The sequence below is a fragment of the Streptomyces sp. NPDC004609 genome (assembly GCF_042873655.1).
Taxonomy (GTDB): Bacteria; Actinomycetota; Actinomycetes; order Streptomycetales; family Streptomycetaceae; genus Streptomyces.
The window spans coordinates 15,702-40,624 of record NZ_JBIALS010000047.1; the positions used below are offsets into that span (position 1 = coordinate 15,702).

Here is a 24,923-nt window from a genome sequence, read left to right on the forward strand (position 1 = left end):
GTGGGGGCGGGTTCGATGAGCACGGGTCAGCCGCAGGCGGGGGTCGTCGCGAAGGTCTTCGACGGTCTCACCGTCTTTCTGCCCGACTGGCTGGAGATCCCCCTGCTGTGCCTGGTCCTCGCACTGGTCGTGTGGGGCTGGATCAGCTCTCTCAGGAACCGGCTCGCCCGGCGCCGCGCAGCCCGGACCGCGCCGGCCCCCGCCGCCACCGGCAGCGGCGCCGACACCCTGGGGCCGTACGCGCCACAGGCCCCGGCCGGCGCACCCGGGCCGCAGGGGCAGCCCGGTGGACAGCACCCGGGACGGCCGCAGGGGCCGAGCGGCGCCGACTTCCTCGGTTCGTACGCCCCGGGGAACCGGCGCGACGGCGGAGCGGGCTGATCCCGCCGCCCACGGGTGTCCGGGGCCGTCCGACTGCTGGACCGCCGAGAGGGCCACACCCGGGGACGTGGGAGGATCGAGGGAGGCGGGCCAGGGCCGCGCACCCGGCCGCGCTGTCGCAGTTCCAGGCGCGAGCATGAGGAGCACCGTTGAGCAGGTTGCGTTGGCTGACGGCGGGGGAATCGCACGGACCCGCACTGGTGGCGACGCTGGAGGGTCTTCCCGCCGGTGTCCCGGTCACCACGGAGATGGTGGCGGACCACCTCGCCAGGCGACGCCTCGGTTATGGGCGCGGCGCGCGCATGAAGTTCGAGCAGGACGAGATCACCTTCATCGGCGGTGTACGGCACGGGCTGACCATGGGCTCGCCGGTCGCCGTCATGGTGGGCAACAGCGAGTGGCCCAAGTGGGAGAAGGTCATGGCGGCCGACCCCGTCGACCCCGCCGAACTGGCCTCCCTCGCCCGCAACGCCCCGCTGACCCGGCCCCGGCCCGGTCACGCGGACCTCGCCGGGATGCAGAAGTACGGACTCGACGAGGCCCGGCCGGTCCTGGAGCGCGCCAGCGCCCGGGAGACCGCCGCGAGGGTCGCGCTCGGCGCCGTCGCCCGCTCCTACCTCAAGGAGACGACCGGCGTCGAGATCGTCTCCCACGTCGTCGAGTTCGGCGGTGCCAAGGCCCCCAAGGGCGTGTACCCGACCCCGGCCGATGTCGAGCGGCTCGACGCCGACCCCGTGCGCTGTCTGGACGCGGACGCGAGCAAGGCGATGGTCGCGGAGATCGACCAGGCCCACAAGGACGGCGACACCCTCGGCGGTGTCGTCGAGGTGCTGGCGTACGGCGTGCCGGTCGGACTCGGTTCGCACGTCCACTGGGACCGGCGGCTCGACGCCCGGCTCGCGGGCGCGCTGATGGGCATCCAGGCCATCAAGGGGGTGGAGCTGGGCGACGGGTTCGAGCTGGCGCGGGTGCCCGGCTCGCAGGCCCACGACGAGATCGTCTCCACGCCCGAGGGGCTGCGCCGCACCTCCGGCCGCTCCGGCGGCACCGAGGGCGGCATGTCCACCGGTGAGCTGCTGCGGGTCCGCGCCGCCATGAAGCCGATCGCGACCGTGCCCAAGGCACTGGCCACCGTCGACATCACCACCGGCGAGGCCGCCGCGGCCCACCACCAGCGCTCGGACGTGGCCGCGGTCCCGGCGGCCGGCATCGTCGCCGAGGCGATGGTCGCCCTGGTGCTCGCGGACGCGGTCGCGGAGAAGTTCGGCGGCGACAGCGTCCAGGAGACCCGCCGCAATGTCCGTTCCTACCTCGACCATCTCCACATCCGGTGAGCGCCCCGCTGATCGTCCTCGTCGGGCCCATGGGCTCCGGCAAGTCCACCGTCGGTGAACTGCTGGCCCAGCGGCTCGGCGTGGGGTACCGGGACACCGACGCCGACATCGTCGCCGCCCAGGGGCGCGAGATCTCGGACATCTTCGTCGACGAGGGCGAGCCCCGCTTCCGGGAACTGGAGCGGGCCGCCGTACGGGCGGCCGTCGCCGGGCACACCGGCGTACTGGCCCTCGGCGGCGGCGCGATCCTCGACGAGTCGACACGGGCCCTGCTCGCCGGGCTGCCCGTCGTCTATCTCTCGCTGGAGCTGGAGGAGGCGGTGCGGCGCACCGGCCTCGGCCAGGCCCGGCCGCTGCTCGCGGTCAACCCGCGCCGCCAGTGGCGTGAGCTGATGGACGCCCGCCGCCATCTGTACACCGAGGTGGCCCGCGTGGTCGTGGCCACCGACGAACGCACCCCGGACGAGGTCGCCCAGGCGGTCCTCGACGCTTTGGAGCTGAAGGACGTATGACCGAGCAGTCCCTGACCCGTATCCAGGTCGGCGGTACGGAGGGCACCGAGCCGTACGAGGTCCTGGTGGGCCGACAGCTCCTCGGTGAGCTTCCCGGGCTGATCGGCGGTGCCCGGAGGGTGGCCGTCCTTCACCCGGAGGCGCTCGCCGGGACCGGCGAGGCGATCCGCGAGGACCTCGCGGCCCAGGGGTACGAGGCCATCGCCGTCCAGCTGCCCAACGCCGAGGAGTCCAAGACCGCCGAGGTCGCCGCGTACTGCTGGAAGGCGCTCGGGCAGACCGGCTTCACCCGTACCGACGTCATCGTGGGCGTCGGCGGCGGGGCGACCACCGATCTCGCGGGCTTCGTCGCCGCGACCTGGCTGCGCGGGGTGCGCTGGATCGCCGTACCGACGACCGTGCTCGGCATGGTGGACGCCGCCGTCGGCGGCAAGACCGGCATCAACACCGCCGAGGGCAAGAACCTGGTCGGCGCCTTCCATCCGCCCGCGGGCGTGCTCTGCGATCTGGCCGCGCTCGACTCGCTGCCGGTCAACGACTACGTCAGCGGCCTGGCCGAGATCATCAAGGCGGGCTTCATCGCCGACCCGGTGATCCTCGACCTGGTGGAGGCAGACCCGCAGGGGGCGCGGACGCCCGGGGGACCACACACCGCCGAGCTGATCGAGCGGTCCATCCGGGTCAAGGCCGAGGTCGTCTCCGGCGATCTCAAAGAGTCCGGCCGGCGCGAGATCCTCAACTACGGGCACACCCTCGCCCACGCCATCGAGAAGAACGAGCGCTACAAGTGGCGGCACGGCGCGGCCGTCTCCGTCGGCATGGTCTTCGCCGCGGAGCTGGGCCGGCTCGCGGGCCGGCTCGACGACGCGACCGCCGACCGGCACCGGGCCGTCCTGGAGTCCGTCGGACTGCCGCTGACCTACCGCGGCGACCAGTGGCCGAAGCTGCTGGAGACGATGAAGGTCGACAAGAAGTCCCGCGGCAATCTGCTGCGGTTCATCGTGCTCGACGGCCTGGCCAAGCCGACCGTGCTGGAGGGGCCCGACCCGGCCGTCCTGCTCGCCGCGTACTCCGAGATCGCGGCGGTGTCGTCGTGAGCCGGCCGGTGCTGGTGCTGAACGGCCCCAACCTGGGCCGACTCGGCTCCCGCGAGCCGGATGTCTACGGCGCGACCTCCTATGCCGGGCTGGTGGAGACGTGCCGGGCACTCGGCAAGGAGCTGGGCTTCGACGTCGAGGTACGGGAGACGAACGACGAGGGCGAGATGATCCGCTGGCTGCACGAGGCCGCGGACGCGTCGATTCCCGTCGTGCTCAACCCCGGGGCGTTCACGCACTACTCGTACGGGATGCGGGACGCGGCGGCGCAGCTCACGGCGCCGCTGATCGAGGTGCACATCTCAAATCCCCACGCCCGAGAGGTATTCCGGCACACCTCGGTGGTCGCCGCGGTGGCCAGCGGCACGATCGCGGGCTTCGGTATCGGCTCCTACCGGCTCGCGCTGCGCGCGCTGGCGGAGGAACTGGCCGCCTGACCGCGTTGTGGGCTGTCTCGCACTGCCGGCCGAACCGACCGGCTGAGCAGGGCACTTGGGGCGACCCCCGGTCGTTGTCCGGTTGCCGGCCGGCGGGAGGAGAGCTTGGCGGCGAACCCTGGGGGTACCGTTCCGTGGCAATGGCAGATGACCTGCCGCCCGACCAGCGTCAGTCGTACGAGACGGAGTGGCACCGGATGCAGCACGCAGTGGGGGCTCCGCTGCCGCCTCCCCATGGGCCGGGCCGGCCCCCGACCACCACGTGGATACCGAACGACCCGCGCTCCGGCGCGCCTTCGCGGCCCGGCGGCGGGCCGGGGCCGCTGCCGGACTCCGGCTCCCCGGGGTCCGTAGCGCCGGGGTCCCCGGACGGCACCCTGGCGCGCCCGGGGCCGTCCGCCGCGGGTTCCGCCGGGGCCCCGGGCGACCGGTCGTTTGGTACGCGGCGACCGCCGATGTCCTCCGGGATGCCCCGCGCGGCCTCCTCCGGGCCACCGCCCGGTCACCCTGGTGGACCCGGTGGGCCCGTACATCCGGGCCAGGTGCCCGGCCCGTCCGGGTCCGGCCACTCGCCGGACGGCCCGCCCTCCGCCGGTCCGCCCCCGGAGCCCTTCCCTCCGGGGCGGTCGTCCGCCGCCGGTCCCGCTCCGGCCCTCCCGCCGTCCGGTCCGTCGCCCGCGGGTCCCTCCTCCGCGGGTCCACCGCGATCGGCCGCCGCGTCCTCCGGCGCGCCCCTGCACCCCGGCCGGACCCCGGCGACGGATCAGGCGGTCCCGGAGCAGGTGCGCGGCCGGGCAGCGGGCTCCGAGCCCGTGCGGCCCGGAGGACCGCCACCAGTGCACCCGCGCATGCCGGGGCACGCGCCCGCACCGCCGGGGTGGTTCCCCGCCGGGTCCGGCGGTCCGTCCGCACCGGGGCACCCGGGCGCCGGGCAGCGCCCCGCCGCCTCCGGGCCGCCCCCCGTACCGGGGCGCCCGGGTCCGTCGCAGGGGTCCGGTGGACCGGCCGGTCCGCCGTCCGTACCACCGCCCGTGCCTCCCGCCCCCGCCGGCCCCCCGGGCGTCGGCCCGGCCCCCGGCGGAGGTCACCCCGGCAACGGCCACCACCCCGCACCCGGCTGGACCCCGGCCGGGCCCCGGCACCCCTCGGCGGCGCCGCCCCGGGACACCACGGGCCATGTGCAGCTGCCGCCCGGCGGCCCGGTGGCGCTCCCCGCCCCGCCGCCCGCCGACAGCGGTACCGGCGCGGCCACCCTCGCCGTCCTGCTGATCGGCCCGGCGGGCGCGGGCAAGACGACCGTCGCCCGGCACTGGGCCACCCGGCGCCGGGTGCCCACCGCGCACATCAGCCTGGACGACGTCCGCGAATGGGTCTGCTCCGGTTTCGCCGACCCCCAGGCCGGGTGGAACGAGCACTCCGAGGCCCAGTACCGGCTGGCCCGCCGCACCTGCGGCTTCGCCGCGCGCAACTTCCTGGCCAACGGCATCTCGTGCATCCTCGACGACGCGGTCTTCCCCGACCGCCCCGTCGTCGGCCTCGGCGGCTGGAAGCGCCATGTGGGACCCGGGCTGCTCCCCGTGGTCCTGCTGCCCGGCCTGGAGGCCGTCCTGGAGCGCAACGCCGAGCGCAGCGGCAACCGCCGGCTGTCCGACGAGGAGGTGGCCGCCATCCACGGCCGGATGGCGGGCTGGTACGGCTCGGGGCTGCCGATCATCGACAACTCGAAGTACGACGTGGAGACGACCGCCCGCGTTCTCGACGACGTCCTCGCCCGGTCCATCGCGAGCCCGCCGTCCTGGTAGCGTCCCCCGGCCGGGCCTCCGCATGGACCCCGACCCCGGCCCGGACCCCGCCACCGGTCGCCCGCCTCCCGACCGGCCGCCGGTGGCCGCCGCCCCCGGTCGGACGCGCTGACCGGGCCGGATTGCGGATTCACTCGTACGCTCGGGGCATGTCAGAGGTGTTTGGACTCCGCCGTGACCGGCTGCGGGAGCGGTGCGCGAGCGCCGGAAGCGGAGGGGCCCTCGTCTCGCGGCCCGCGAATGTGCGCTATCTCGCGGGCGGCGCGCCCCCGCAGGCCGTACTGCTGCTCGGTCCGGACGAGGACGTACTGCTCTGCCCCGGCAATCCCGGCGGCGACTTCGCCGGAGGACGCCCCGACGCGCTGGTGCGGCTCAGCAGCCTGACGGCCCCGGCGGGGGACCCCGCGGTCGCAGCCGCCGAAGCGGCGCGGCGCGCGGGAATCGAGGCGCTCGCCGTCGAGGAGCACCACCTGACCGTCGCACGCCACCGGGCGATGCGTTCCGTCGCGCCCGGGCTGCGCCTGGCCGACCTCGGGCTCGCCGTCGAACAGCAGCGGATCGTCAAGGACGAGGAGGAGATCGCCTCGCTGCGGATCGCGGCGGAGATCACGGACCAGGCCCTCGGGGAGCTGCTGGAGTCGATCCTGGTGGGCCGCACCGAGCGCCATCTCGCGCTGGAGCTGGAGCGGCGGCTGGTCGACCACGGAGCCGACGGGCCCGCCTTCGCCACCTCCGTGGCCACCGGGGCGAACTCCGGCCGCCGGGGTCACCGCCCCACCGACCGCCGGGTCGAGGAGGGCGACTTCCTGACCGTCTGCGTCGGCGCGGACTACCGCGGCTACCGCTGCGAGATCGGCCGTACCTTTGTCATCGGCACGACCCCGGCGGACTGGCAGATCGAGCTGTACGACCTGGTCTTCGCCGCTCAGCGGGCCGCGCGGGAGGCCCTTGTGCCGGGTGTGGCGTACCGTGACGTGGACCGGGCGGCCCGCCAGATCCTGGACGGCGCGGGCCACGGAGAGGGCCTCGCACCGCTCACCGGGCACGGTGTGGGCCTCGAAATCGACGAGGACCCGCAGTTGGCGCCCGCCGCCATGGGTAAACTGGACGCCTGCGTGCCGGTCACCGTCGAACCGGGGGTCCACCTTCCGGGCCGGGGCGGGGTCCGGATCGATGACACGCTCGTCGTCCGCCAGGAGGCGGACGGCGGACCCGAGCTACTCACCATCACGACCAAGGAGCTGCTCGCGCTCTGAGCGCGCACCGCCGTAGCCCCCGGTCGTCCACGTCAGTCCAGGAGATTCCGCAACCGTGGCTTCCACGAACGACCTCAAGAACGGCATGGTGCTCAAGCTCGACAACGACCAGCTCTGGTCCGTCGTCGAGTTCCAGCACGTCAAGCCCGGCAAGGGCCCGGCCTTTGTGCGCACCAAGCTCAAGAACGTGCTCTCCGGAAAGATCGTCGACAAGACGTTCAACGCCGGCGTGAAGGTCGAGACGGCCACCGTCGACCGGCGCGACATGCAGTTCTCGTACATGGACGGCGACTACTTCGTCTTCATGGACATGCAGACCTACGACCAGCTGCACGTCGACCGCAAGGCCGTCGGTGACGCCGCGAACTTCCTCATCGAGGGCTTCGAGGCCACCGTCGCCACCCACGAGGGCAGCGTGCTCTACGTCGAGCTGCCCGCCGCCGTGGAGCTGGTCATCGCGGAGACCGAGCCCGGAGTCCAGGGCGACCGCTCCACCGGTGGCACCAAGCCCGCCAAGCTGGAGACCGGCTACGAGGTCCAGGTCCCGCTCTTCATCACCACGGGTGAGAAGATCAAGGTCGACACCCGCTCCGGCGACTACCTCAGCCGGGTGAACAGCTAACCGTGGCCGCTCGCAGCAAGGCCCGTAAGCGTGCCTTCCAGATCCTCTTCGAGGCCGACCAGCGCGGCACGTCCGTGCGACACGTCCTCGCCGACTGGATCCGGCATGCACGGACCGACGACCGGCAGCCCCCGGTCAACGAGTACACGATGACGCTGGTCGAGGGGTACGCCGACTTCGCGGAGCGCATCGACGACCTGATCGTCACCTACGCGGTCGACTGGGACCTGGACCGGATGCCGGTCGTCGACCGGAACATCGTCCGCCTCGGTGCGTACGAACTGGTGTGGGTGGACGAGACCCCGGACGCGGTCGCGATCGACGAAGCGGTGCAGCTCGCCAAGGAGTTCTCCACCGACGAGTCGCCGTCGTTCGTGAACGGTCTGCTGGGCCGCTTCAAGGAGCTGAAGCCGTCGCTGCGCCGCGAAAGCGCCTGACGGCGGACGGACCTCCACCGGTGTGACCGGGCCCGGGGTGGAAGACGGACAGTCCTCCGCCCCGGGCCCGGTGCCTGTCCGGGGCCTGCGTTTCCGCGTCTGTCCGGAACCCGACCCCCGTCGGCCGGGGGCCCGCATCGGCCACGACCGGGCTCCTCCGCCACCGGCTCCTCCGCCACCGGCACCTGCGGCGCCGTGTCCGGAGTGCTGCCGCTCTGTTCCTGTTCCTGTTCCCGGTCCTGGACCGGGAGGCTCGGCGCCGCTGCCGGGCCCGGCGAGCTGCTCGTCATGCTGTCCAAGGTGCGGGACGTTCCGCTCAACCTGTGGACCAACGGCCCCTCGGACCGGACCGGCCACCGTTGGGGCCCGTGCCACCCTGGGCGGGCGCGGTCGCCGTGCCGTTCCACTTCGCCACGGTGTTCGCCGCCCCGACCGGACCCGACCGGCGGGTCCGCCCCCGATGCCGCCGTGCCCTCCTGCCGTCCGCCGTCGGTGTGCCCTTCCGGAAGCCGTCTGCGGCGCTCCTCACCGCATTCGCGGCCGACTCCGGCGAACGCGCCGGGGTGGTGTCCGAGCGGCCGTCGTCCTGGGCGCGGTCATCCTGCTCTCGGGGCCGTGGCGCCCCTGACGGCGGGGGCCGACGCAAGCAGGAGCGGCATTCCCGGCCGGTAGCGGCTGACGGCTCACCGAGGAGCAGCTCGAACGCCTGCACGGCGCTGCCGGACCGGGCGACCACGCGGAGTCACCGTGCACTACGGCTCCTCGCCCGTTTCGACGTGCTACGGGCGTCTGATCCACCTGTTCGCGGGGCCGCACGATGGCATATGCGTACGACTCCGGGCCTGCCGGAGTGGACGATTCGGCCGCCGCCCGGCCCGCCGGGGGCGACGGCCTGGGCACGATGGTCTTCGCCGGGGAGGCCGTCCCGGGGAACGATCAGGTGGCCGGTGCGCGGCTGCTGCCCGTACGCCGTGGGGGATCTTCACCGGCGGCGGTACAGAGGCTGTCCGCTCGCGAGCCGACCGCACAAGCACGCCCCGCGCTCGCCCCGTGCTGCCGGGCACCACGCACGCCGCCCTCCACAACGCCGTCCGGGCACGCCGGGCTGAGGCCCGTGGTCGTGCCGACGGGATCCTGTGACCGCGGCGCGCGGGCCCGGGACATCACCGCGGCGAACACCGACGGCACCGTGCTCGTGGCCGTCCCGGCGCCCTCGTACGCACACGGTGTGATCGATTCCGGTGGCGCTCCGACGCGGCGCAGACGGGTGGGCGTGGGGCGCTCCGCCATAGGGACACCCGTATCGGTGGCTGATACCTGAGGCCTCTGAGACGGACGGGGCGGGAGTTGTCCGAATTCGATCTCTCCGCACGGGGGATCCGAGGGTGTGCCCGGCTCGTCCGCGTCGTGGAACGTCGGCGCGTCCCTGCCCGCGCGCTGGGTCTCGTCGGCCCCCTCCCGGTCCTCGGACGCCGGACGTACTGAAGTTCGGCGCCCGGCCGCGGATGGCCCGAGCCGCGCCTGTGTCGTCGATCGCGGCAGAGGCCGGGAGGCGCCCGCCGCGGGCCCGGAGCCGACCGGAGCGGCCCGAGGCGCACATCCCGGGCCGGCGCGGGCGAGGCGGCGCTCTCCGCCCGTCGTGGCCCGGGATCCGGGCAGAGCGGCCCGTACGGCACCGGAAGGACCGAGGGCGCGCCGAGGCGGCGGCACGGGCACCCGGAGCAGCGGCAACGGACACCTGGGGCGGCGGCGCGGACAAGAGCGCGGCCACACCCGTCCGTACGCACTCAGGGGCGGCGCCGGACCGCGCCGCCCCTGGGATGTGACGTTTCTCCTGGAAGGGGCGGAGTCAGCCGTCCTCGTGGGTGACCGCGCGCCGCGCGTCCGCGTCCAGCACGCCCCAGCTGATCAGCTGCTCGGTGAGGACGGACGGCGACTGGTCATAGATGACGGCGAGGGTGCGCAGGTCGTCCTGGCGGATCGACAGCACCTTGCCGTTGTAGTCGCCGCGCTGGGACTGGATCGTCGCGGCGTACCGCTGGAGCGGCCCCGCCTTCTCGGCCGGCACATGGGCCAGCCGCTCCAGATCCAGCACGAGCTTCGGCGGCGGCTCGGCGGCCCCGCCCGGCGTCGTGCCGGGCAGCAGCTCCTGCACCGGAACGCCGTAGAAGTCCGCCAGCTCGGCCAGCCGCTGCACGGTCACGGCGCGGTCCCCGCGCTCGTACGACCCGACGACGACGGCCTTCCAGCGGCCCTGTGACTTCTCTTCCACGCCGTGGAGGGACAGCCCCTGCTGTGTGCGGATGGCGCGGAGCTTGGCCCCGAGCTGCTTTGCGTATTCGCTGGACATATAGCTCCCCGGACGCTGTGACAACGTGCGGCTCCGCCGCGCGGCTGGTAACTCACTGTGAGGTTACGCAGCGTTACTTGGACTCGTCAAGCCGAATGGGTCCAGACCGGTCTGTTGTCATGATCGGAACCGGTTTACGGCCAGGTCCGGACCAGGGCGCCGACAAGCCCGGCAAAGCCCCCTGGTACCGTTACGAGCGTAAATCCGACGTCCTTTAAGGTCCGTCCCGTGAGGCGGAGAAGGAGGTCCGTTTCGTATGGACACGAACAACTCCGATGCGGCGCGCCCCGTTCTTGAGGCACCCGATATCGCGCGGGTGCTGACCCGTATCGCCCATGAGATCGTCGAACGCGCGAAGGGCGCCGACGACGTGGTGCTCCTCGGCATTCCCACCCGCGGTGTGTTCCTCGCCCGCAGGCTCGCCGACAAGCTCGCAGAGATCACCGGACGCACCATCCCGGTCGGCTCCCTCGACATCACGATGTACCGCGACGACCTGCGACTGCGTCCCGCGCGGGCGCTGGCCCGCACCGACATCCCCGGTGACGGCGTCGACGGCAGACTGGTCGTGCTCGTCGACGACGTGCTCTTCTCCGGCCGCACCATCCGCGCCGCGCTCGACGCGCTCGGCGACATCGGCCGCCCCCGGGCCGTACAGCTCGCGGTCCTCGTCGACCGCGGCCACCGCGAACTGCCCATCCGCGCCGACTACGTCGGCAAGAACCTCCCCACATCGCTGCGGGAGACGGTCAAGGTCCTGCTCCTGGAGGAGGACGGCCGCGACACCGTGCTGCTCGGGGTGCGCGAGACCGCCCGGCAGTAGCGCCCCCGACGGCCCCGCCGCCCGGCGGGTACCGCACGCCCCCATGTCCCAGCGCCTTCGGGCGCGCGACGGCACCGGACCCCCGGGGGCCCGCCGCGTCCCGACCGCAGCCCACCGACAGAGCAGCCAGAGCAGACAACCGGAGCCAACCCAGATGAAGCATCACCTCATCTCGGCCGCCGATCTCACGCGTGACGACGCCGTCCTCATCCTCGACACCGCCGAGGAGATGGCCCGCGTCGCCGACCGGCCGATCAAGAAGCTGCCCACCCTCCGCGGCCGTACCGTCGTCAACCTCTTCTTCGAGGACTCGACCCGGACCCGGATCTCCTTCGAGGCCGCCGCCAAGCGCCTCTCCGCCGACGTCATCAACTTCTCCGCCAAGGGATCGTCCGTCTCCAAGGGCGAATCCCTCAAGGACACCGCGCTCACCCTGGAGGCGATGGGCGCCGACGCCGTCGTCATCCGCCACCACGCCTCCGGCGCCCCCTACCGGCTCGCGAACTCCGGCTGGATCGACGGCTCGGTCGTCAACGCCGGCGACGGCACCCACGAGCACCCCACCCAGGCCCTGCTCGACGCCTTCACCGTGCGCCGCCGGCTCGTCGGCCGGGACGCCGGCATCGGCCGCGACCTCGCGGGCCGCCGGATCACCATCGTCGGCGACATCCTGCACAGCCGGGTCGCCCGCTCCAACGTGCTGCTGCTCACCACCCTCGGCGCCGAGGTCACCCTCGTCGCCCCGCCGACCCTGGTGCCCATCGGAGCCGAGAGCTGGCCCTGCGAGGTCTCGTACAGCCTGGACGACGTCCTGCCCAAGTCGGACGCCGTGATGATGCTGCGGGTGCAGCGCGAGCGGATGAACGCCGCCTTCTTCCCCACCGAGCGCGAGTACTCCCGCCGCTACGGCCTGGACGGCGACCGGATGGCACGGATGCCGGAACACGCCGTGGTCATGCACCCCGGGCCGATGAACCGCGGTATGGAGATCACCGCCGAGGTCGCCGACTCCAGCCGCTGCACGGCCGTCGAACAGGTCGCCAACGGCGTCTCGATCCGGATGGCCGTCCTGTATCTGCTGCTCGGCGGCAACGAGCCCGCCGTCGCCCACTCGCGTCCCGAGGAGAACAAGTGACCCCGAACAAGATCCTGATCCGCGGTGCCAAGGTGCTGGGCGGCGAGCCGCAGGACGTGCTGATCGACGGCGGGACCGTCGCCGCGGTCGCCCCCTCCGTCGAGCCCGGCGACGCCACCGTCGTCGAGGCCGCCGGGAAGATCCTGCTGCCCGGGCTCGTCGACCTCCACACCCATCTGCGCGAGCCCGGCCGCGAGGACTCCGAGACCGTCCTCACCGGCACCAGGGCCGCCGCCGTCGGCGGCTTCACCGCCGTGCACGCCATGGCCAACACCTTCCCCGTCGCCGACACCGCGGGCGTGGTCGAGCAGGTCTGGCGGCTCGGCAGGGAGTCCGGCTACTGCGACGTCCAGCCCGTCGGCGCCGTCACCGTCGGACTGGAGGGCAAGCAGCTCGCCGAGCTGGGCGCCATGCACGAGTCCGCCGCCGGGGTGAGGGTCTTCTCCGACGACGGCAAGTGCGTCGACGACGCCGTGATCATGCGCCGGGCGCTGGAGTACGTGAAGGCGTTCGACGGGGTCGTCGCCCAGCACGCGCAGGAGCCCCGGCTGACCGAGGGCGCCCAGATGAACGAGGGCGTCGTCTCCGCCGAGCTGGGCCTCGGGGGCTGGCCCGCCGTCGCCGAGGAGTCGATCATCGCCCGCGATGTCCTCCTCGCCGCCCATGTCGGCTCCCGCGTCCACATCTGCCATCTGTCCACCGCCGGATCCGTCGAGATCGTCCGCTGGGCCAAGTCCAAGGGCTGGGACGTCACCGCCGAGGTCACCCCGCACCACCTCCTCCTCACCGACGAGCTCGTACGCAGCTACAACCCCGTCTACAAGGTGAACCCGCCGCTGCGCACCGAGACCGATGTGATGGCCCTGCGCGAGGCGCTCGCCGACGGCACCATCGACTGCGTCGCCACCGACCACGCCCCGCACCCGCACGAGGACAAGGACTGCGAGTGGGGCGCGGCCGCCATGGGCATGGTGGGCCTGGAGACCGCGCTCTCCGTCGTCCAGGAGACGATGATCGAGACCGGGCTGCTCGACTGGGCGGGCGTCGCCGACCGGATGTCGTTCCGCCCGGCGCGCATCGGCCGGCTCGACGGCCACGGCCGTCCCGTCTCGGCAGGTGAGCCCGCGAACCTCACGCTCGTCGATCCGGCATACCGTGGAACGGTGGACCCCGCGGGCTTCGCATCCCGCAGCCGCAACACCCCCTACGAGGGCCGTGAGCTGCCGGGACGCGTCACCCACACCTTCCTGCGGGGCCGGGCAACGGTCGTCGACGGGAACCTCGCGTGACATCTCTCACCACCATCGCAGCCCAGTACACCGCGGAGCAGAAGTCCGCGGAGGTGACCGACTGGGCCGCACGTATCGGCTGGGTCGTCGGGCTGCTGATCCTCATCGCCTTCGTCTACTGGCTGATGCGCCAGGGCTGGAAGTGGCGCGGCAGCCTCCAGTCGGGCCTGCCGGAGCTGCCGACGGCGCCCCGGGACCCCGGTGAGCCGCGGCTGACGATGACCGGCCGCTACCACGGCTCCACCACGGCCGGTCAGTGGCTCGACCGGATCGTGGCCCACGGCCTCGGCGTCCGCTCGCGCACCGAGCTGACCCTCACCGACGCGGGACTGGACGTCGTACGGCCGGGGGCGGCCGACTTCTTCGTCCCCCGGGACGCCCTGCGCGAGGCCCGGCTCGACAAGGGCATCGCGGGCAAGGTCCTCGCCGAGGGCGGCCTCCTGGTCGTCACCTGGGAGCACGGCGGCACACTCGTCGACTCCGGCTTCCGCTCCGACCGCGCGGCCGAGCACAACGACTGGGTCACCACACTGAACCACCTGATCAACACGACGGAAGGCGCACGATGACCACCTCCACCCGGGGAACGTCCAGAGTTCCCGCCGTACTCGTCCTGGAGGACGGCCGCACCTTCCGCGGCCGCGCCTACGGGGCCGTGGGGGAGACCTTCGGCGAGGCCGTGTTCAACACCGGCATGACCGGATACCAGGAGACGCTGACCGACCCCTCGTACCACCGCCAGGTCGTCGTGATGACCGCCCCGCACATCGGCAACACCGGGGTCAACGACGAGGACGACGAGTCGAGGCGCATCTGGGTCGCCGGCTACGTCGTGCGCGACCCCGCCCGGGTCCCGTCGAACTGGCGCTCGCGGCGCTCCCTCGACGACGAGCTGACCGCCCAGGGCGTCGTCGGCATCAGCGGGATCGACACCCGCGCCCTGACCCGCCATCTGCGCGAGCGCGGCGCGATGCGCGTCGGCATCTTCTCCGGCGACACGCTCCCCGACGAGGAGTCGCTGCTCGCCCGCGTCCAGGAGTCCCCCCAGATGACGGGCGCGGACCTCTCCGCCGAGGTCGCCACCGAGGAGTCGTACGTCGTCCCGGCCATCGGGACCAGGCGCTTCACCGTCGCCGCCATCGACCTGGGCATCAAGGGCATGACCCCGCACCGGATGGCCGAGCGCGGCATCGAGGTCCACGTCCTGCCCGCCGGCGCCACCGCCGACGAGGTGTACGCGGTCCGGCCCGACGGGGTCTTCCTCTCCAACGGTCCCGGCGACCCCGCCACCGCCGACCTCACCGTGATCAAGGAGGTCCTGGAGCGCGGCACCCCGCTCTTCGGCATCTGCTTCGGCAACCAGCTCCTCGGCCGCGCCCTCGGCTTCGGCACCTACAAGCTGAAGTACGGCCACCGGGGCATCAACCAGCCCGTGCAGGACCGCGCCACGGGCAAGGTCGAGGTCACCGCCCACAACCACGGATTCGCCGTCGACGCACCGCTCGACCGGGTCTCCGACACCCCCTACGGCCGCGCCGAGGTCTCCCACGTCTGCCTCAACGACAACGTCGTCGAGGGCCTCAGGCTCCTCGACCGGCCGGCCTTCAGCGTCCAGTACCACCCCGAGGCGGCCGCGGGCCCGCACGACGCCGCGTACCTGTTCGACCGCTTCGTATCCCTGATGGAGGGCCAGCGTGCCTAAGCGCACCGACATCCAGTCCGTTCTGGTCATCGGATCCGGCCCGATCGTCATCGGTCAGGCCGCCGAGTTCGACTACTCCGGCACCCAGGCGTGCCGCGTCCTCAAGGCCGAGGGCCTGCGCGTCGTCCTGGTGAACTCCAACCCCGCGACGATCATGACCGACCCGGAGATCGCCGACGCCACCTACGTCGAGCCGATCACACCGGAATTCGTCGAGAAGATCATCGCCAAGGAGCGCCCCGACGCGCTGCTGCCCACCCTCGGCGGCCAGACCGCGCTGAACACCGCCATCGCCATGCACGATCAGGGGGTGCTGGACAAGTACGGCGTCGAGCTGATCGGCGCCAACGTCGAGGCCATCAACAAGGGCGAGGACCGCGACCTGTTCAAGGAGGTCGTCGAGGCCGTACGCGCCAAGATCGGCCACGGCGAGTCCGCCCGCTCGGTCATCTGCCACACCATGGACGACGTCATCCGCGGCGTCGACACCCTCGGCGGCTACCCCGTCGTCGTCCGGCCCTCCTTCACCATGGGCGGCGCCGGCTCCGGCTTCGCCCACGACGAGGGCGAGCTGCGCCGGATCGCCGGACAGGGCCTCACGCTCTCCCCGACCACCGAGGTCCTCCTGGAGGAGTCCATCCTCGGCTGGAAGGAGTACGAGCTGGAGCTGATGCGCGACAAGCACGACAACGTCGTCGTGGTCTGCTCCATCGAGAACTTCGACCCCATGGGCGTCCACACCGGCGACTCCATCACCGTCGCCCCGGCGATGACGCTCACCGACCGCGAGTACCAGCGGCTGCGGGACATCGGCATCGCGATCATCCGCGAGGTCGGCGTCGACACCGGCGGCTGCAACATCCAGTTCGCCGTCAACCCCGACGACGGCCGGATCATCGTCATCGAGATGAACCCCCGGGTCTCCCGCTCCTCCGCGCTCGCTTCCAAGGCCACCGGCTTCCCCATCGCCAAGATCGCCGCGAAGCTCGCCGTCGGGTACACCCTGGACGAGATCCCGAACGACATCACCGAGAAGACGCCGGCCTCGTTCGAGCCCACGCTCGACTACGTCGTCGTCAAGGCACCCCGCTTCGCCTTCGAGAAGTTCCCCTCCGCCGACGCCACCCTCACCACCACCATGAAGTCGGTCGGCGAGGCCATGGCGATCGGCCGCAACTTCACCGAAGCCCTCCAGAAGGCCCTGCGCTCCCTGGAGAAGAAGGGCAGCCAGTTCGACTTCACCGGCCCGGTCGGCGACAAGGACGAACTGCTGCGCGAGGCCGTACGCCCCACCGACGGCCGGATCAACGCCGTCATGCAGGCCATCCGCGCCGGAGCCACCCCCGAGGAGGTCTTCGAGGCGACGAAGATCGACCCGTGGTTCACCGACCAGCTGTTCCTGATCAAGGAGCACGCGGACGAACTGGCCGCCGCCGCCAAGCTCCACCCCGAACTGCTGGCAGCGGCCAAACGCCACGGCTTCTCCGACGCGCAGATCGCCGCCGTCAGGGGGCTGCGCGAGGACGTCGTCCGCGAGGTGCGGCACGCGCTCGGCATCCGCCCGGTCTACAAGACGGTCGACACCTGCGCCGCCGAGTTCGCCGCCAGGACGCCGTACTTCTACTCCTCGTACGACGAGGAGACCGAGGTCGCCCCGCGCGAGAAGCCCGCCGTGATCATCCTGGGCTCGGGCCCCAACCGCATCGGCCAGGGCATCGAGTTCGACTACTCCTGCGTCCACGCCTCCTTCGCGCTCAGCGACGCGGGCTACGAGACCGTGATGGTCAACTGCAACCCCGAGACCGTGTCCACCGACTACGACACCTCCGACCGGCTCTACTTCGAGCCGCTCACCCTGGAGGACGTCCTGGAGATCGTGCACGCGGAGGCGCAGGCCGGACCGGTCGCGGGTGTGATCGTCCAGCTCGGCGGCCAGACCCCGCTCGGCCTCGCCCAGGCCCTCAAGGACAACGGCGTCCCCGTCGTCGGCACCCCGCCGGAGGCCATCCACGCCGCCGAGGACCGCGGAGCCTTCGGCCGCGTCCTCAAGGAGGCCGGACTCCCCGCGCCCAAGCACGGCACCGCCACCACCTTCGCCGAGGCCAGGGCCATCGCCGACGAGATCGGCTACCCCGTCCTCGTACGCCCCTCGTACGTGCTCGGCGGGCGCGGCATGGAGATCGTGTACGACGAGACCCGGCTCCAGTCGTACATCGCCGAGTCCACCGAGATCAGCCCCACCCGGCCGGTCCTCGTCGACCGGTTCCTCGACGACGCCATCGAGATCGACGTCGACGCGCTGTACGACGGTGAGGAGCTGTACCTCGGCGGTGTCATGGAGCACATCGAGGAGGCCGGGATCCACTCCGGCGACTCGGCGTGCGCCCTGCCCCCGATCACCCTCGGCGGCTTCGACATCAAGCGGCTGCGCGCCTCCACCGAGGCGATCGCGCGCGGAGTGGGCGTGCGCGGACTGATCAACATCCAGTTCGCGCTGGCCGGGGACATCCTGTACGTCCTGGAGGCCAACCCGCGCGCCTCCCGGACCGTCCCCTTCACCTCCAAGGCCACCGCCGTACCGCTGGCGAAGGCCGCAGCCAGGATCTCGCTGGGCGCGACCGTCGCACAGCTGCGCGCCGAGGGCCTCCTCCCGGCGAACGGCGACGGCGGCACGCTGCCCATGGACGCGCCGATCTCCGTCAAGGAGGCCGTGATGCCGTGGTCCCGCTTCCGCGACATCCACGGCCGCGGTGTCGACACCGTCCTCGGCCCGGAGATGCGCTCCACCGGCGAGGTCATGGGCATCGACTCCGTCTTCGGCACCGCGTACGCGAAGTCGCAGGCGGGCGCGTACGGCCCGCTGCCCACCAAGGGCCGCGCCTTCATCTCCGTCGCCAACCGCGACAAGCGCTCGATGATCTTCCCGGCGCGGGAGCTGGTCGCCCACGGCTTCGAACTGCTCGCCACCTCCGGCACCGCCGAGGTCCTCAAGCGCAACGGCATCAACGCCACCGTCGTACGCAAGCACAGCGAGGGCGAGGGCCCCGGCGGTGAGAAGACCATCGTCCAGCTCATCCACGACGGACAGGTCGACCTCATCGTCAACACCCCCTACGGCACCGGCGGCCGCCTCGACGGCTACGACATCCGCACGGCCGCCGTCGCGCGCTCCGTCCCCTGCCTGACCACCGTCCAGGCCCTCGCCGCCGCGGTCCAGGGCATCGAAGCCCTCACCCGCGGAGACATCGGCGTCCGCTCCCTCCAGGAACACGCCCGGCACCTGACCGCCGGCCGCGACTAGCCACACGAGGGGGGACACCGGAAACGGTGTCCCCCTCCGTATGAGGACCCCACCATGTACAAGCTGTTCTTCCACCTCGTCTTCCGGCGGATGGACCCCGAGCGGGCCCACCACCTGGCCGTCCGCTGGATCAGGCTGGCCGCGCGGACTCCCGTGCTGCGGACCTTCGCCGCCGCCGTGCTCGCGCCGCGCCACAAGGAACTGCGCACCGAGGCGCTCGGGCTGCGGATGCACGGCCCCTTCGGGCTCGCGGCGGGCTTCGACAAGAACGCCGTGGCGATCGACGGCATGGCGATGCTCGGCTTCGATCACGTGGAGATCGGTACGGTCACCGGACTCGCCCAGCCCGGCAACCCGAAGAAGCGCCTCTTCCGGCTGCTGCCCGACCGGGCGCTGATCAACCGCATGGGCTTCAACAACGAGGGCTCGGCCGCGGTCGCCCGGCGCCTGGGGGAGCGGCGGGCCGTCTTCCGTACCGTCGTCGGCGTCAACATCGGCAAGACCAAGGTGGTGCCGGAGGCCGAGGCCGCCGCCGACTACGTCACCTCCACCGAACGGCTCGCCCGCCACGCCGACTATCTCGTGGTGAACGTCTCCTCGCCGAACACCCCGGGGCTGCGCAACCTCCAGGCCACCGAGTCGCTGCGCCCCCTGCTCACCGCCGTGCGCGAGGCGGCCGACCGCACCGAGACCCGCCGCCGCGTCCCCCTCCTCGTCAAGATCGCCCCCGATCTCGCCGACGAGGACGTCGACGCGGTCGCCGATCTCGCCGTCGAGCTGGGGCTGGACGGCATCATCGCCACCAACACGACCGTCTCCCGCGAGGGCCTGCTCTCCCCGCCCGCCCTGACGAAGGAGACGGGCGGCCTGTCCGGCGCCCCCCTGAAGGAGCGCTCGCTGGAGGTGCTGCGCCGGCTGTACGCCCGGGTCGGCGACCGCATCACACTGGTCGGCGTCGGCGGTATCGAGAACGCCGAGGACGCCTGGCAGCGCATCCTCGCCGGAGCCACCCTCGTCCAGGGCTACAGCGCCTTCGTCTACGAGGGCCCGTTCTGGAGCCGGGCGGTCCACCGGGGCCTCGCGGCCCGCCTCGCGGCCAGTGAGTACGCCACCCTCGCCGAGGCCGTCGGCGCCGCCACCCGATCGCGGAAGGAAGCCGCCGCATGAGTACCCCGACCCCCTTCGGCGCCCGCCTCCACGAGGCGGTGCGCGCCCGCGGCCCGCTCTGCGTCGGCATCGACCCCCATGCCTCGCTGCTCAAGGACTGGGGCCTCGACGACGACGTCGCCGGGCTCGAACGCTTCACCCGTACGACCGTCGAGGCCCTGGCCGACCGGGTCGCCGTCCTCAAGCCCCAGTCGGCGTTCTTCGAGCGCTTCGGCTCGCGCGGCGTCGCGGTGCTGGAGAAGTCCGTCGCCGAGGCCCGGGACGCGGGCGCGCTGGTGCTCATGGACGCCAAGCGCGGGGACATCGGCTCCACGATGGCCGCGTACGCCGCGGCCTTCCTGGACCCCTCGTCCCCGCTGTTCTCGGACGCGCTCACGCTCTCCCCGTATCTCGGCTTCGGCTCGCTGCGCCCGGCGCTGAGCGCGGCCGCCGCCTCCGGCTCGGGTGTCTTCGTCCTCGCGCTGACCTCCAACCCGGAGGGCGCGGAGGTCCAGCGCGCCACCGCCGTCGACGGCCGCTCGCTGGCTCAGCTGATGCTCGACCACATGGCGGCGGAGAACGTGGACGCGTGGCCGCTCGGCTCGGTCGGCGCGGTCGTCGGCGCGACGCTCGCCGACGCGGGGGTGAATCTGGCGATCAACGGCCCGCTGCTCGCTCCCGGCATCGGCGCCCAGGGCGCGACCCCCGCCGATCTGCCCCGGATCTTCGGCTCCTCGGTCGGCAACGTCCTGCCGAGCGTCAGCCGCGGGGTCCTGAGCCACGGTCCGGGCGCGGCGGCGCTGCGCGACGCGGCGGCGCGTCTCGCCGACGAAACGGCGGCAGTGGTCTCGGGCGGCTGAGCGGACCCGCGGAGGGCCGGCGGGCGGCCGGCGGAGGTTCCCTAGATGTACTGACCAGCGGAGTCGTGCGTGCTCTCATGAGAAACCTCTTCATGCGCGCTGTTGCCAAATCTTGACGCAAATCCCGGTCGTTATGTCGGAAAAGTCCTGGTCGGTCGATGCTGACCAGGACTTTTCGTCTGTTCTCGCTGACTGGAGCGGTGCGGCCCGCTAGTCTCCGTCGAAGAGCGCACGAGCACTGCGTTGCTCGTTGCTCGCCTGGTGTGGGGCGACTAGGTTCCTCACCGGTCCGTATCCGACAGATCGACATCCGAGGTGACGTAGGCGTGGCTCTTCCGCCCCTTACCCCTGAACAGCGCGCAGCCGCGCTCGAAAAGGCCGCCGCGGCTCGCCGGGAGCGGGCCGAGGTCAAGAATCGACTCAAGCACTCCGGCGCCTCGCTCCACGAGGTCATCAAGCAGGGTCAGGAGAACGACGTCATCGGCAAGATGAAGGTCTCCGCTCTTCTGGAGTCCCTGCCGGGCGTGGGCAAGGTCCGCGCCAAGCAGATCATGGAACGGCTCGGGATCTCCGAGAGCCGCCGTGTGCGCGGTCTCGGCTCGAACCAGATCGCGTCCCTGGAGCGCGAGTTCGGCGGCGGCCCCGCCTGACGGTCCCGGGCACCCCCGGGAAGCTGGATAATCGCTGCATGGCAGCAGAGGTACGTCCGCGGCTGACCGTGCTCTCCGGCCCCTCCGGGGTGGGTAAGAGCACGGTCGTCGCGCATATGCGCAAGGTCCACCCCGAGGTCTGGCTCTCGGTGTCGGCCACCACCAGAAAACCGCGCCCCGGTGAGCGCCACGGCGTTCAGTACTTTTTCGTCACCGACGACGAATTCGACAAGCTGATCGCCAACGGTGAACTGCTGGAGTGGGCGGAGTTCGCGGGCCACCGGTACGGCACGCCGCGGCGCGCCGTCCTGGAGCGTCTGGAGTCGGGCGAGCCCGTGCTGCTGGAGATCGACCTCCAGGGCGCCCGGCAGGTCAAGGAGTCCCTGCCGGACTCCCTGCTGGTCTTCCTCGCTCCGCCCGGCTGGGACGAGCTGGTCCGCCGGCTCACGGGCCGGGGCACCGAGTCGGCCGAGGTCATCGAGGAGCGGCTGGCGGTCGCCAAGGTGGAGCTGGCCGCCGAGTCGGAGTTCGACACCACCCTGGTCAACACCTCCGTCGAGGACGTGGCCCGTGAGCTGCTAGCCTTGATGACGGTGTCTGCCGACGACTGACTCGCCGGTTCTCCGGAGAGCGATCCCCGGATCCTCACACCGTTCGATCTTTTCCCATCTTCGGAAGGTAGAGCGTGTCCTCTTCCATCACCGCGCCCGAGGGCATCATCAACCCGCCGATCGACGAGCTGCTTGAGGCCACGGACTCGAAGTACAGCCTCGTGATCTACGCGGCGAAGCGCGCGCGTCAGATCAACGCGTACTACTCCCAGCTCGGCGAGGGCCTGCTTGAGTACGTCGGTCCGCTCGTGGACACCCACGTCCACGAGAAGCCGCTCTCGATCGCCCTGCGCGAGATCAACGCGGGCCTGCTGACCTCCGAGGCCATCGAGGGCCCGGCCCAGTAGTCGTACGTATCGCGTGTTGTCCACAGGCCCGGCGGCCCGTCCGCCGGGCCTGTGGTGTGTCATAGGGGCAGACGCCGAGTGTGGGGAGACACAGTGGACAAGCCGGTCAAGCCGAGGGTCGTGCTGGGGGTCAGCGGGGGCATCGCCGCGTACAAGGCGTGCGAGCTGCTGCGCAGACTCACGGAGTCCGGCCATGACGTACGGGTCGTGCCGACCGCCTCGGCGCTCCACTTCGTCGGTGCCGCGACCTGGTCCGCCCTCTCCGGGAACCCGGTCTCGACCGAGGTCTGGTCCGACGTCCACGAGGTTCCGCATGTGCGGATCGGACAGCACGCGGATCTGGTCGTGGTCGCCCCCGCCACGGCCGATCTGCTCGCCAGGGCGGCCCACGGCCTCGCGGACGACCTGCTGACCAACACCCTGCTCACGGCCCGCTGCCCCGTCGTCTTCGCCCCCGCGATGCACACGGAGATGTGGGAGCACCCCGCGACCCGGGAGAACGTGGCCACCCTGCGCCGCCGTGGCGCGGTGGTGGTCGAACCCGCGGTCGGCAGGCTCACCGGAGTCGACACCGGCAAGGGCCGGCTGCCCGAGCCGGGGGAGATCTTCGAGGTGTGCCGCAGGGTCCTGGCCCGGGGCGCCGCCGCTCCCGACCTGGTGGGCCGCCATGTCGTCATCAGTGCGGGCGGCACCCGCGAGCCGCTCGACCCGGTGCGCTATCTCGGCAACCGCTCCTCCGGCAAGCAGGGGTACGCCCTCGCCCGTACGGCCGCCGCCCGCGGCGCGCGGGTGACGCTGATCGAGGCCAACACCTCCCTGGCCGATCCGGCGGGCGTCGACGTCGTCCGGGTCGGTACGGCGGTGCAGCTGCGCGAGGCCGTGCTGAAGGCGGCCGCGGACGCCGACGCGGTGGTGATGGCGGCGGCCGTCGCCGACTTCCGGCCCGCCGTGTACGCCGACGGCAAGATCAAGAAGAAGGACGGGGAGGACCCCGCGCCCGTCGCCCTGGTCCGCAACCCCGACATCCTCGCCGAGATCTCGGCCGATCGGCCCCGGACCGACCAGGTGATCGTGGGCTTCGCCGCGGAGACCGACGACGTCCTCGCCAACGGGCGCGACAAGCTGCGCCGCAAGGGCTGCGATCTGCTGGTGGTCAACGAGGTGGGGGAGCGCAAGACCTTCGGCGCGGAGGAGAGCGAGGCGGTGGTCCTGGCCGCCGACGGTGGTGAGACCCCCGTGCCGTTCGGGCCCAAGGAGGTGCTGGCGGACACCGTCTGGGACCTGGTGGTCCCGCGCCTGCGGTGAGGATCTCTGAGGTTTCCACCGCTTTCCGGAGTGGTCGGACAATCCGCCCGAAAGGCGGCGTTCCGTCCGCCGGTTTCGGTCTATCGTCCTGCCCGTAGACGTTCCGTCGCAGCTGGCGGCGCCGCCGCTCGGCTCCACGGGTCGAGACGGGTGGTCCGTTCACACAGGGCGACGGATAAACTGGTCATGGAACGTCGCGGGGCGCAGCCCCCTGCCGGTCCGCCAATGATCAGCCAGCAGCCGCTGCAACCCCAGGGAGCGATGTGTCCCGCCGTCTCTTCACCTCGGAGTCCGTGACCGAAGGTCACCCCGACAAAATCGCTGACCAGATCAGTGACACCATTCTCGACGCGCTCCTCCAGGAGGACCCGGCCTCCCGGGTGGCCGTCGAGACCCTGATCACCACCGGCCTGGTGCATGTCGCCGGTGAGGTCACCACCCAGGCGTACGCCGACATCCCCACGCTCGTGCGCAACAAGATCCTTGAGATCGGCTACGACTCGTCGAAGAAGGGTTTCGACGGCGCCTCCTGCGGGGTCTCGGTCTCGATCGGCGCACAGTCCCCGGACATCGCGCAGGGCGTGGACACGGCGTACGAGAACCGTGTCGAGGGCGACGACGACGAGCTGGACCGGCAGGGCGCCGGCGACCAGGGCCTGATGTTCGGGTACGCCTGCGACGAGACCCCCGAGCTGATGCCGCTGCCGATCCACCTCGCGCACCGGCTCTCCCGGCGGCTGTCCGAGGTCCGCAAGAACGGGACCATCCCCTACCTCCGGCCCGACGGCAAGACCCAGGTCACCATCGAGTACGACGGCGACAAGGCGATCCGCCTCGACACCGTCGTCGTCTCCTCGCAGCACGCCTCGGACATCGACCTGGACTCGCTGCTCGCGCCCGACATCCGCGAGTTCGTCGTCGAGCACGTCCTCAAGCAGCTCATCGAGGACGGCATCAAGCTCGACACCGACGGCTACCGCCTCCTGGTGAACCCGACCGGCCGCTTCGAGATCGGCGGCCCCATGGGCGACGCCGGGCTCACCGGACGCAAGATCATCATCGACACCTACGGCGGCATGGCCCGCCACGGCGGCGGCGCGTTCTCCGGCAAGGACCCGTCCAAGGTCGACCGCAGCGCCGCCTACGCCATGCGCTGGGTCGCCAAGAACGTCGTGGCCGCCGGCCTCGCCGCGCGCTGCGAGGTCCAGGTCGCCTACGCCATCGGCAAGGCCGAGCCCGTCGGCCTCTTCGTCGAGACCTTCGGCACGGCCACGGTCGACACCGAGAAGATCGAGCAGGCCATCGGTGAGGTCTTCGACCTCCGCCCCGCGGCGATCATCCGCGACCTGCGGCTGCTCCGCCCGATCTACGCCCAGACCGCGGCGTACGGCCACTTCGGCCGGGAGCTGCCCGACTTCACCTGGGAGCGCACGGACCGCGTGGACGCCCTGCGCGCCGCCACGGGTCTGTAGGACGTACGACCGAGGCCCCGGCACCCCTCAGCAGGGACGCCGGGGCTTCGCCGT

The 24,923-nt window shown here is 72.1% G+C and carries 23 protein-coding genes; 22 read left to right on the forward strand and 1 reads right to left on the reverse strand.

What is annotated here, in order from left to right:
- The first annotated feature begins 15 nt into the window (after positions 1 to 15).
- From ACFYT4_RS32170 to nusB, 9 genes are all read left to right on the forward strand, one after another.
- On the forward strand, positions 16 to 381 hold the full coding sequence (locus ACFYT4_RS32170; protein WP_389277073.1) for a hypothetical protein: 366 nt from the start codon (positions 16 to 18) through the stop codon (positions 379 to 381).
- Between the two features lie 149 nt (positions 382 to 530).
- Positions 531 to 1,715, forward strand: a complete 1,185-nt coding sequence (gene aroC / locus ACFYT4_RS32175) for a chorismate synthase (protein ID WP_389277076.1) — start codon at positions 531 to 533, stop codon at positions 1,713 to 1,715.
- Between the two features lie 29 nt (positions 1,716 to 1,744).
- Positions 1,745 to 2,227, forward strand: coding sequence for a shikimate kinase (locus ACFYT4_RS32180; RefSeq protein WP_389277148.1), 483 nt, complete (start codon positions 1,745 to 1,747; stop codon positions 2,225 to 2,227).
- Positions 2,224 to 3,324 carry a 3-dehydroquinate synthase gene (aroB, locus tag ACFYT4_RS32185; RefSeq protein ID WP_389277079.1) on the forward strand — a complete coding sequence of 367 codons (1,101 nt, stop codon included), beginning with the start codon at positions 2,224 to 2,226 and terminating at the stop codon, positions 3,322 to 3,324. The genes ACFYT4_RS32180 and aroB overlap by 4 nt, the downstream gene beginning before the upstream one ends.
- Entirely contained in the window at positions 3,321 to 3,761 is a 441-nt protein-coding gene (aroQ, locus tag ACFYT4_RS32190; protein ID WP_389277082.1) for a type II 3-dehydroquinate dehydratase, read from the forward strand. The genes aroB and aroQ overlap by 4 nt, the downstream gene beginning before the upstream one ends.
- Positions 3,762 to 4,609: 848 nt before the next feature.
- Positions 4,610 to 5,563 carry an AAA family ATPase gene (locus ACFYT4_RS32195; protein ID WP_389277151.1) on the forward strand — a complete coding sequence of 318 codons (954 nt, stop codon included), beginning with the start codon at positions 4,610 to 4,612 and terminating at the stop codon, positions 5,561 to 5,563.
- A gap of 149 nt (positions 5,564 to 5,712) precedes the next feature.
- Positions 5,713 to 6,819, forward strand: a complete 1,107-nt coding sequence (locus ACFYT4_RS32200; protein ID WP_389277085.1) for an aminopeptidase P family protein — start codon at positions 5,713 to 5,715, stop codon at positions 6,817 to 6,819.
- A gap of 55 nt (positions 6,820 to 6,874) precedes the next feature.
- Entirely contained in the window at positions 6,875 to 7,441 is a 567-nt protein-coding gene (gene efp, locus ACFYT4_RS32205; RefSeq protein WP_389277088.1) for an elongation factor P, read from the forward strand.
- 2 nt (positions 7,442 to 7,443) lie between these two features.
- Positions 7,444 to 7,878, forward strand: a complete 435-nt coding sequence (gene nusB / locus ACFYT4_RS32210; RefSeq protein ID WP_389277091.1) for a transcription antitermination factor NusB — start codon at positions 7,444 to 7,446, stop codon at positions 7,876 to 7,878.
- 1,849 nt (positions 7,879 to 9,727) lie between these two features.
- On the opposite strand, the gene bldD is transcribed toward nusB, so the two are convergent.
- Complete coding sequence (bldD, locus tag ACFYT4_RS32215) at positions 9,728 to 10,228, reverse strand: transcriptional regulator BldD (RefSeq protein WP_389277094.1); 501 nt, start codon at positions 10,226 to 10,228, stop codon at positions 9,728 to 9,730.
- 256 nt (positions 10,229 to 10,484) lie between these two features.
- On the opposite strand from bldD, the gene pyrR reads away from it, so the two are divergent.
- The 13 genes from pyrR (at position 10,485) to metK (ending at position 24,869) form a co-directional block, all read left to right on the forward strand.
- Positions 10,485 to 11,051, forward strand: coding sequence for a bifunctional pyr operon transcriptional regulator/uracil phosphoribosyltransferase PyrR (gene pyrR, locus ACFYT4_RS32220; protein ID WP_389277097.1), 567 nt, complete (start codon positions 10,485 to 10,487; stop codon positions 11,049 to 11,051).
- A 154-nt stretch (positions 11,052 to 11,205) separates the two neighbouring features.
- On the forward strand, positions 11,206 to 12,186 hold the full coding sequence (locus ACFYT4_RS32225; RefSeq protein ID WP_389277099.1) for an aspartate carbamoyltransferase catalytic subunit: 981 nt from the start codon (positions 11,206 to 11,208) through the stop codon (positions 12,184 to 12,186).
- Positions 12,183 to 13,475 (forward strand): dihydroorotase, encoded by a 1,293-nt coding sequence (locus tag ACFYT4_RS32230; protein ID WP_389277102.1) that lies wholly within the window; start codon positions 12,183 to 12,185, stop codon positions 13,473 to 13,475. Before ACFYT4_RS32225 ends, ACFYT4_RS32230 begins: the two co-directional genes overlap by 4 nt.
- On the forward strand, positions 13,472 to 14,044 hold the full coding sequence (locus ACFYT4_RS32235) for a hypothetical protein (RefSeq protein ID WP_389277105.1): 573 nt from the start codon (positions 13,472 to 13,474) through the stop codon (positions 14,042 to 14,044). The genes ACFYT4_RS32230 and ACFYT4_RS32235 overlap by 4 nt, the downstream gene beginning before the upstream one ends.
- Positions 14,041 to 15,177 carry a glutamine-hydrolyzing carbamoyl-phosphate synthase small subunit gene (gene carA, locus ACFYT4_RS32240; protein ID WP_389277108.1) on the forward strand — a complete coding sequence of 379 codons (1,137 nt, stop codon included), beginning with the start codon at positions 14,041 to 14,043 and terminating at the stop codon, positions 15,175 to 15,177. The genes ACFYT4_RS32235 and carA overlap by 4 nt, the downstream gene beginning before the upstream one ends.
- Positions 15,170 to 18,478, forward strand: a complete 3,309-nt coding sequence (gene carB, locus ACFYT4_RS32245; RefSeq protein ID WP_389277111.1) for a carbamoyl-phosphate synthase large subunit — start codon at positions 15,170 to 15,172, stop codon at positions 18,476 to 18,478. Before carA ends, carB begins: the two co-directional genes overlap by 8 nt.
- Positions 18,479 to 18,532: 54 nt before the next feature.
- A complete protein-coding gene (locus ACFYT4_RS32250; RefSeq protein ID WP_389277114.1) occupies positions 18,533 to 19,645 on the forward strand; it encodes a quinone-dependent dihydroorotate dehydrogenase in 1,113 nt (370 codons plus the stop codon).
- Positions 19,642 to 20,484 (forward strand): orotidine-5'-phosphate decarboxylase, encoded by an 843-nt coding sequence (gene pyrF, locus ACFYT4_RS32255; RefSeq protein ID WP_389277116.1) that lies wholly within the window; start codon positions 19,642 to 19,644, stop codon positions 20,482 to 20,484. Before ACFYT4_RS32250 ends, pyrF begins: the two co-directional genes overlap by 4 nt.
- 326 nt (positions 20,485 to 20,810) lie before the next feature.
- Entirely contained in the window at positions 20,811 to 21,134 is a 324-nt protein-coding gene (locus tag ACFYT4_RS32260) for an integration host factor (RefSeq protein WP_003956414.1), read from the forward strand.
- 38 nt (positions 21,135 to 21,172) lie between these two features.
- Positions 21,173 to 21,745, forward strand: a complete 573-nt coding sequence (gmk, locus tag ACFYT4_RS32265; protein ID WP_389277119.1) for a guanylate kinase — start codon at positions 21,173 to 21,175, stop codon at positions 21,743 to 21,745.
- 74 nt (positions 21,746 to 21,819) lie between these two features.
- Positions 21,820 to 22,092 carry a DNA-directed RNA polymerase subunit omega gene (gene rpoZ, locus ACFYT4_RS32270; RefSeq protein WP_005319902.1) on the forward strand — a complete coding sequence of 91 codons (273 nt, stop codon included), beginning with the start codon at positions 21,820 to 21,822 and terminating at the stop codon, positions 22,090 to 22,092.
- A gap of 93 nt (positions 22,093 to 22,185) precedes the next feature.
- Positions 22,186 to 23,397: a bifunctional phosphopantothenoylcysteine decarboxylase/phosphopantothenate--cysteine ligase CoaBC gene (gene coaBC / locus ACFYT4_RS32275; protein WP_389277122.1), complete on the forward strand. Its 1,212-nt coding sequence runs from the start codon at positions 22,186 to 22,188 to the stop codon at positions 23,395 to 23,397.
- Between the two features lie 263 nt (positions 23,398 to 23,660).
- The gene (metK, locus tag ACFYT4_RS32280) at positions 23,661 to 24,869 is read left to right on the forward strand and encodes a methionine adenosyltransferase (RefSeq protein ID WP_389277125.1); all 1,209 of its coding nucleotides are present in this window, start codon (positions 23,661 to 23,663) and stop codon (positions 24,867 to 24,869) included.
- Positions 24,870 to 24,923: the final 54 nt, after the last annotated feature.

What these genes read in the sequence shown, in the direction of transcription:
- ACFYT4_RS32170 (WP_389277073.1), top strand. Translation starts at nt 16, where the DNA reads ATGAGCACGGGTCAGCCGCAGGCGGGGGTCGTCGCGAAGGTCTTCGAC.
- ACFYT4_RS32180 (WP_389277148.1), top strand. Translation starts at nt 1,745, where the DNA reads ATGGGCTCCGGCAAGTCCACCGTCGGTGAACTGCTGGCCCAGCGGCTC.
- aroB (WP_389277079.1), top strand. Translation starts at nt 2,224, where the DNA reads ATGACCGAGCAGTCCCTGACCCGTATCCAGGTCGGCGGTACGGAGGGC.
- ACFYT4_RS32195 (WP_389277151.1), top strand. Translation starts at nt 4,610, where the DNA reads ATGCCGGGGCACGCGCCCGCACCGCCGGGGTGGTTCCCCGCCGGGTCC.
- ACFYT4_RS32200 (WP_389277085.1), top strand. Translation starts at nt 5,713, where the DNA reads ATGTCAGAGGTGTTTGGACTCCGCCGTGACCGGCTGCGGGAGCGGTGC.
- bldD (WP_389277094.1), bottom strand. Translation starts at nt 10,228, where the DNA reads ATGTCCAGCGAATACGCAAAGCAGCTCGGGGCCAAGCTCCGCGCCATC.
- pyrR (WP_389277097.1), top strand. Translation starts at nt 10,485, where the DNA reads ATGGACACGAACAACTCCGATGCGGCGCGCCCCGTTCTTGAGGCACCC.
- ACFYT4_RS32225 (WP_389277099.1), top strand. Translation starts at nt 11,206, where the DNA reads ATGAAGCATCACCTCATCTCGGCCGCCGATCTCACGCGTGACGACGCC.
- carA (WP_389277108.1), top strand. Translation starts at nt 14,041, where the DNA reads ATGACCACCTCCACCCGGGGAACGTCCAGAGTTCCCGCCGTACTCGTC.
- ACFYT4_RS32250 (WP_389277114.1), top strand. Translation starts at nt 18,533, where the DNA reads ATGTACAAGCTGTTCTTCCACCTCGTCTTCCGGCGGATGGACCCCGAG.
- pyrF (WP_389277116.1), top strand. Translation starts at nt 19,642, where the DNA reads ATGAGTACCCCGACCCCCTTCGGCGCCCGCCTCCACGAGGCGGTGCGC.
- gmk (WP_389277119.1), top strand. Translation starts at nt 21,173, where the DNA reads ATGGCAGCAGAGGTACGTCCGCGGCTGACCGTGCTCTCCGGCCCCTCC.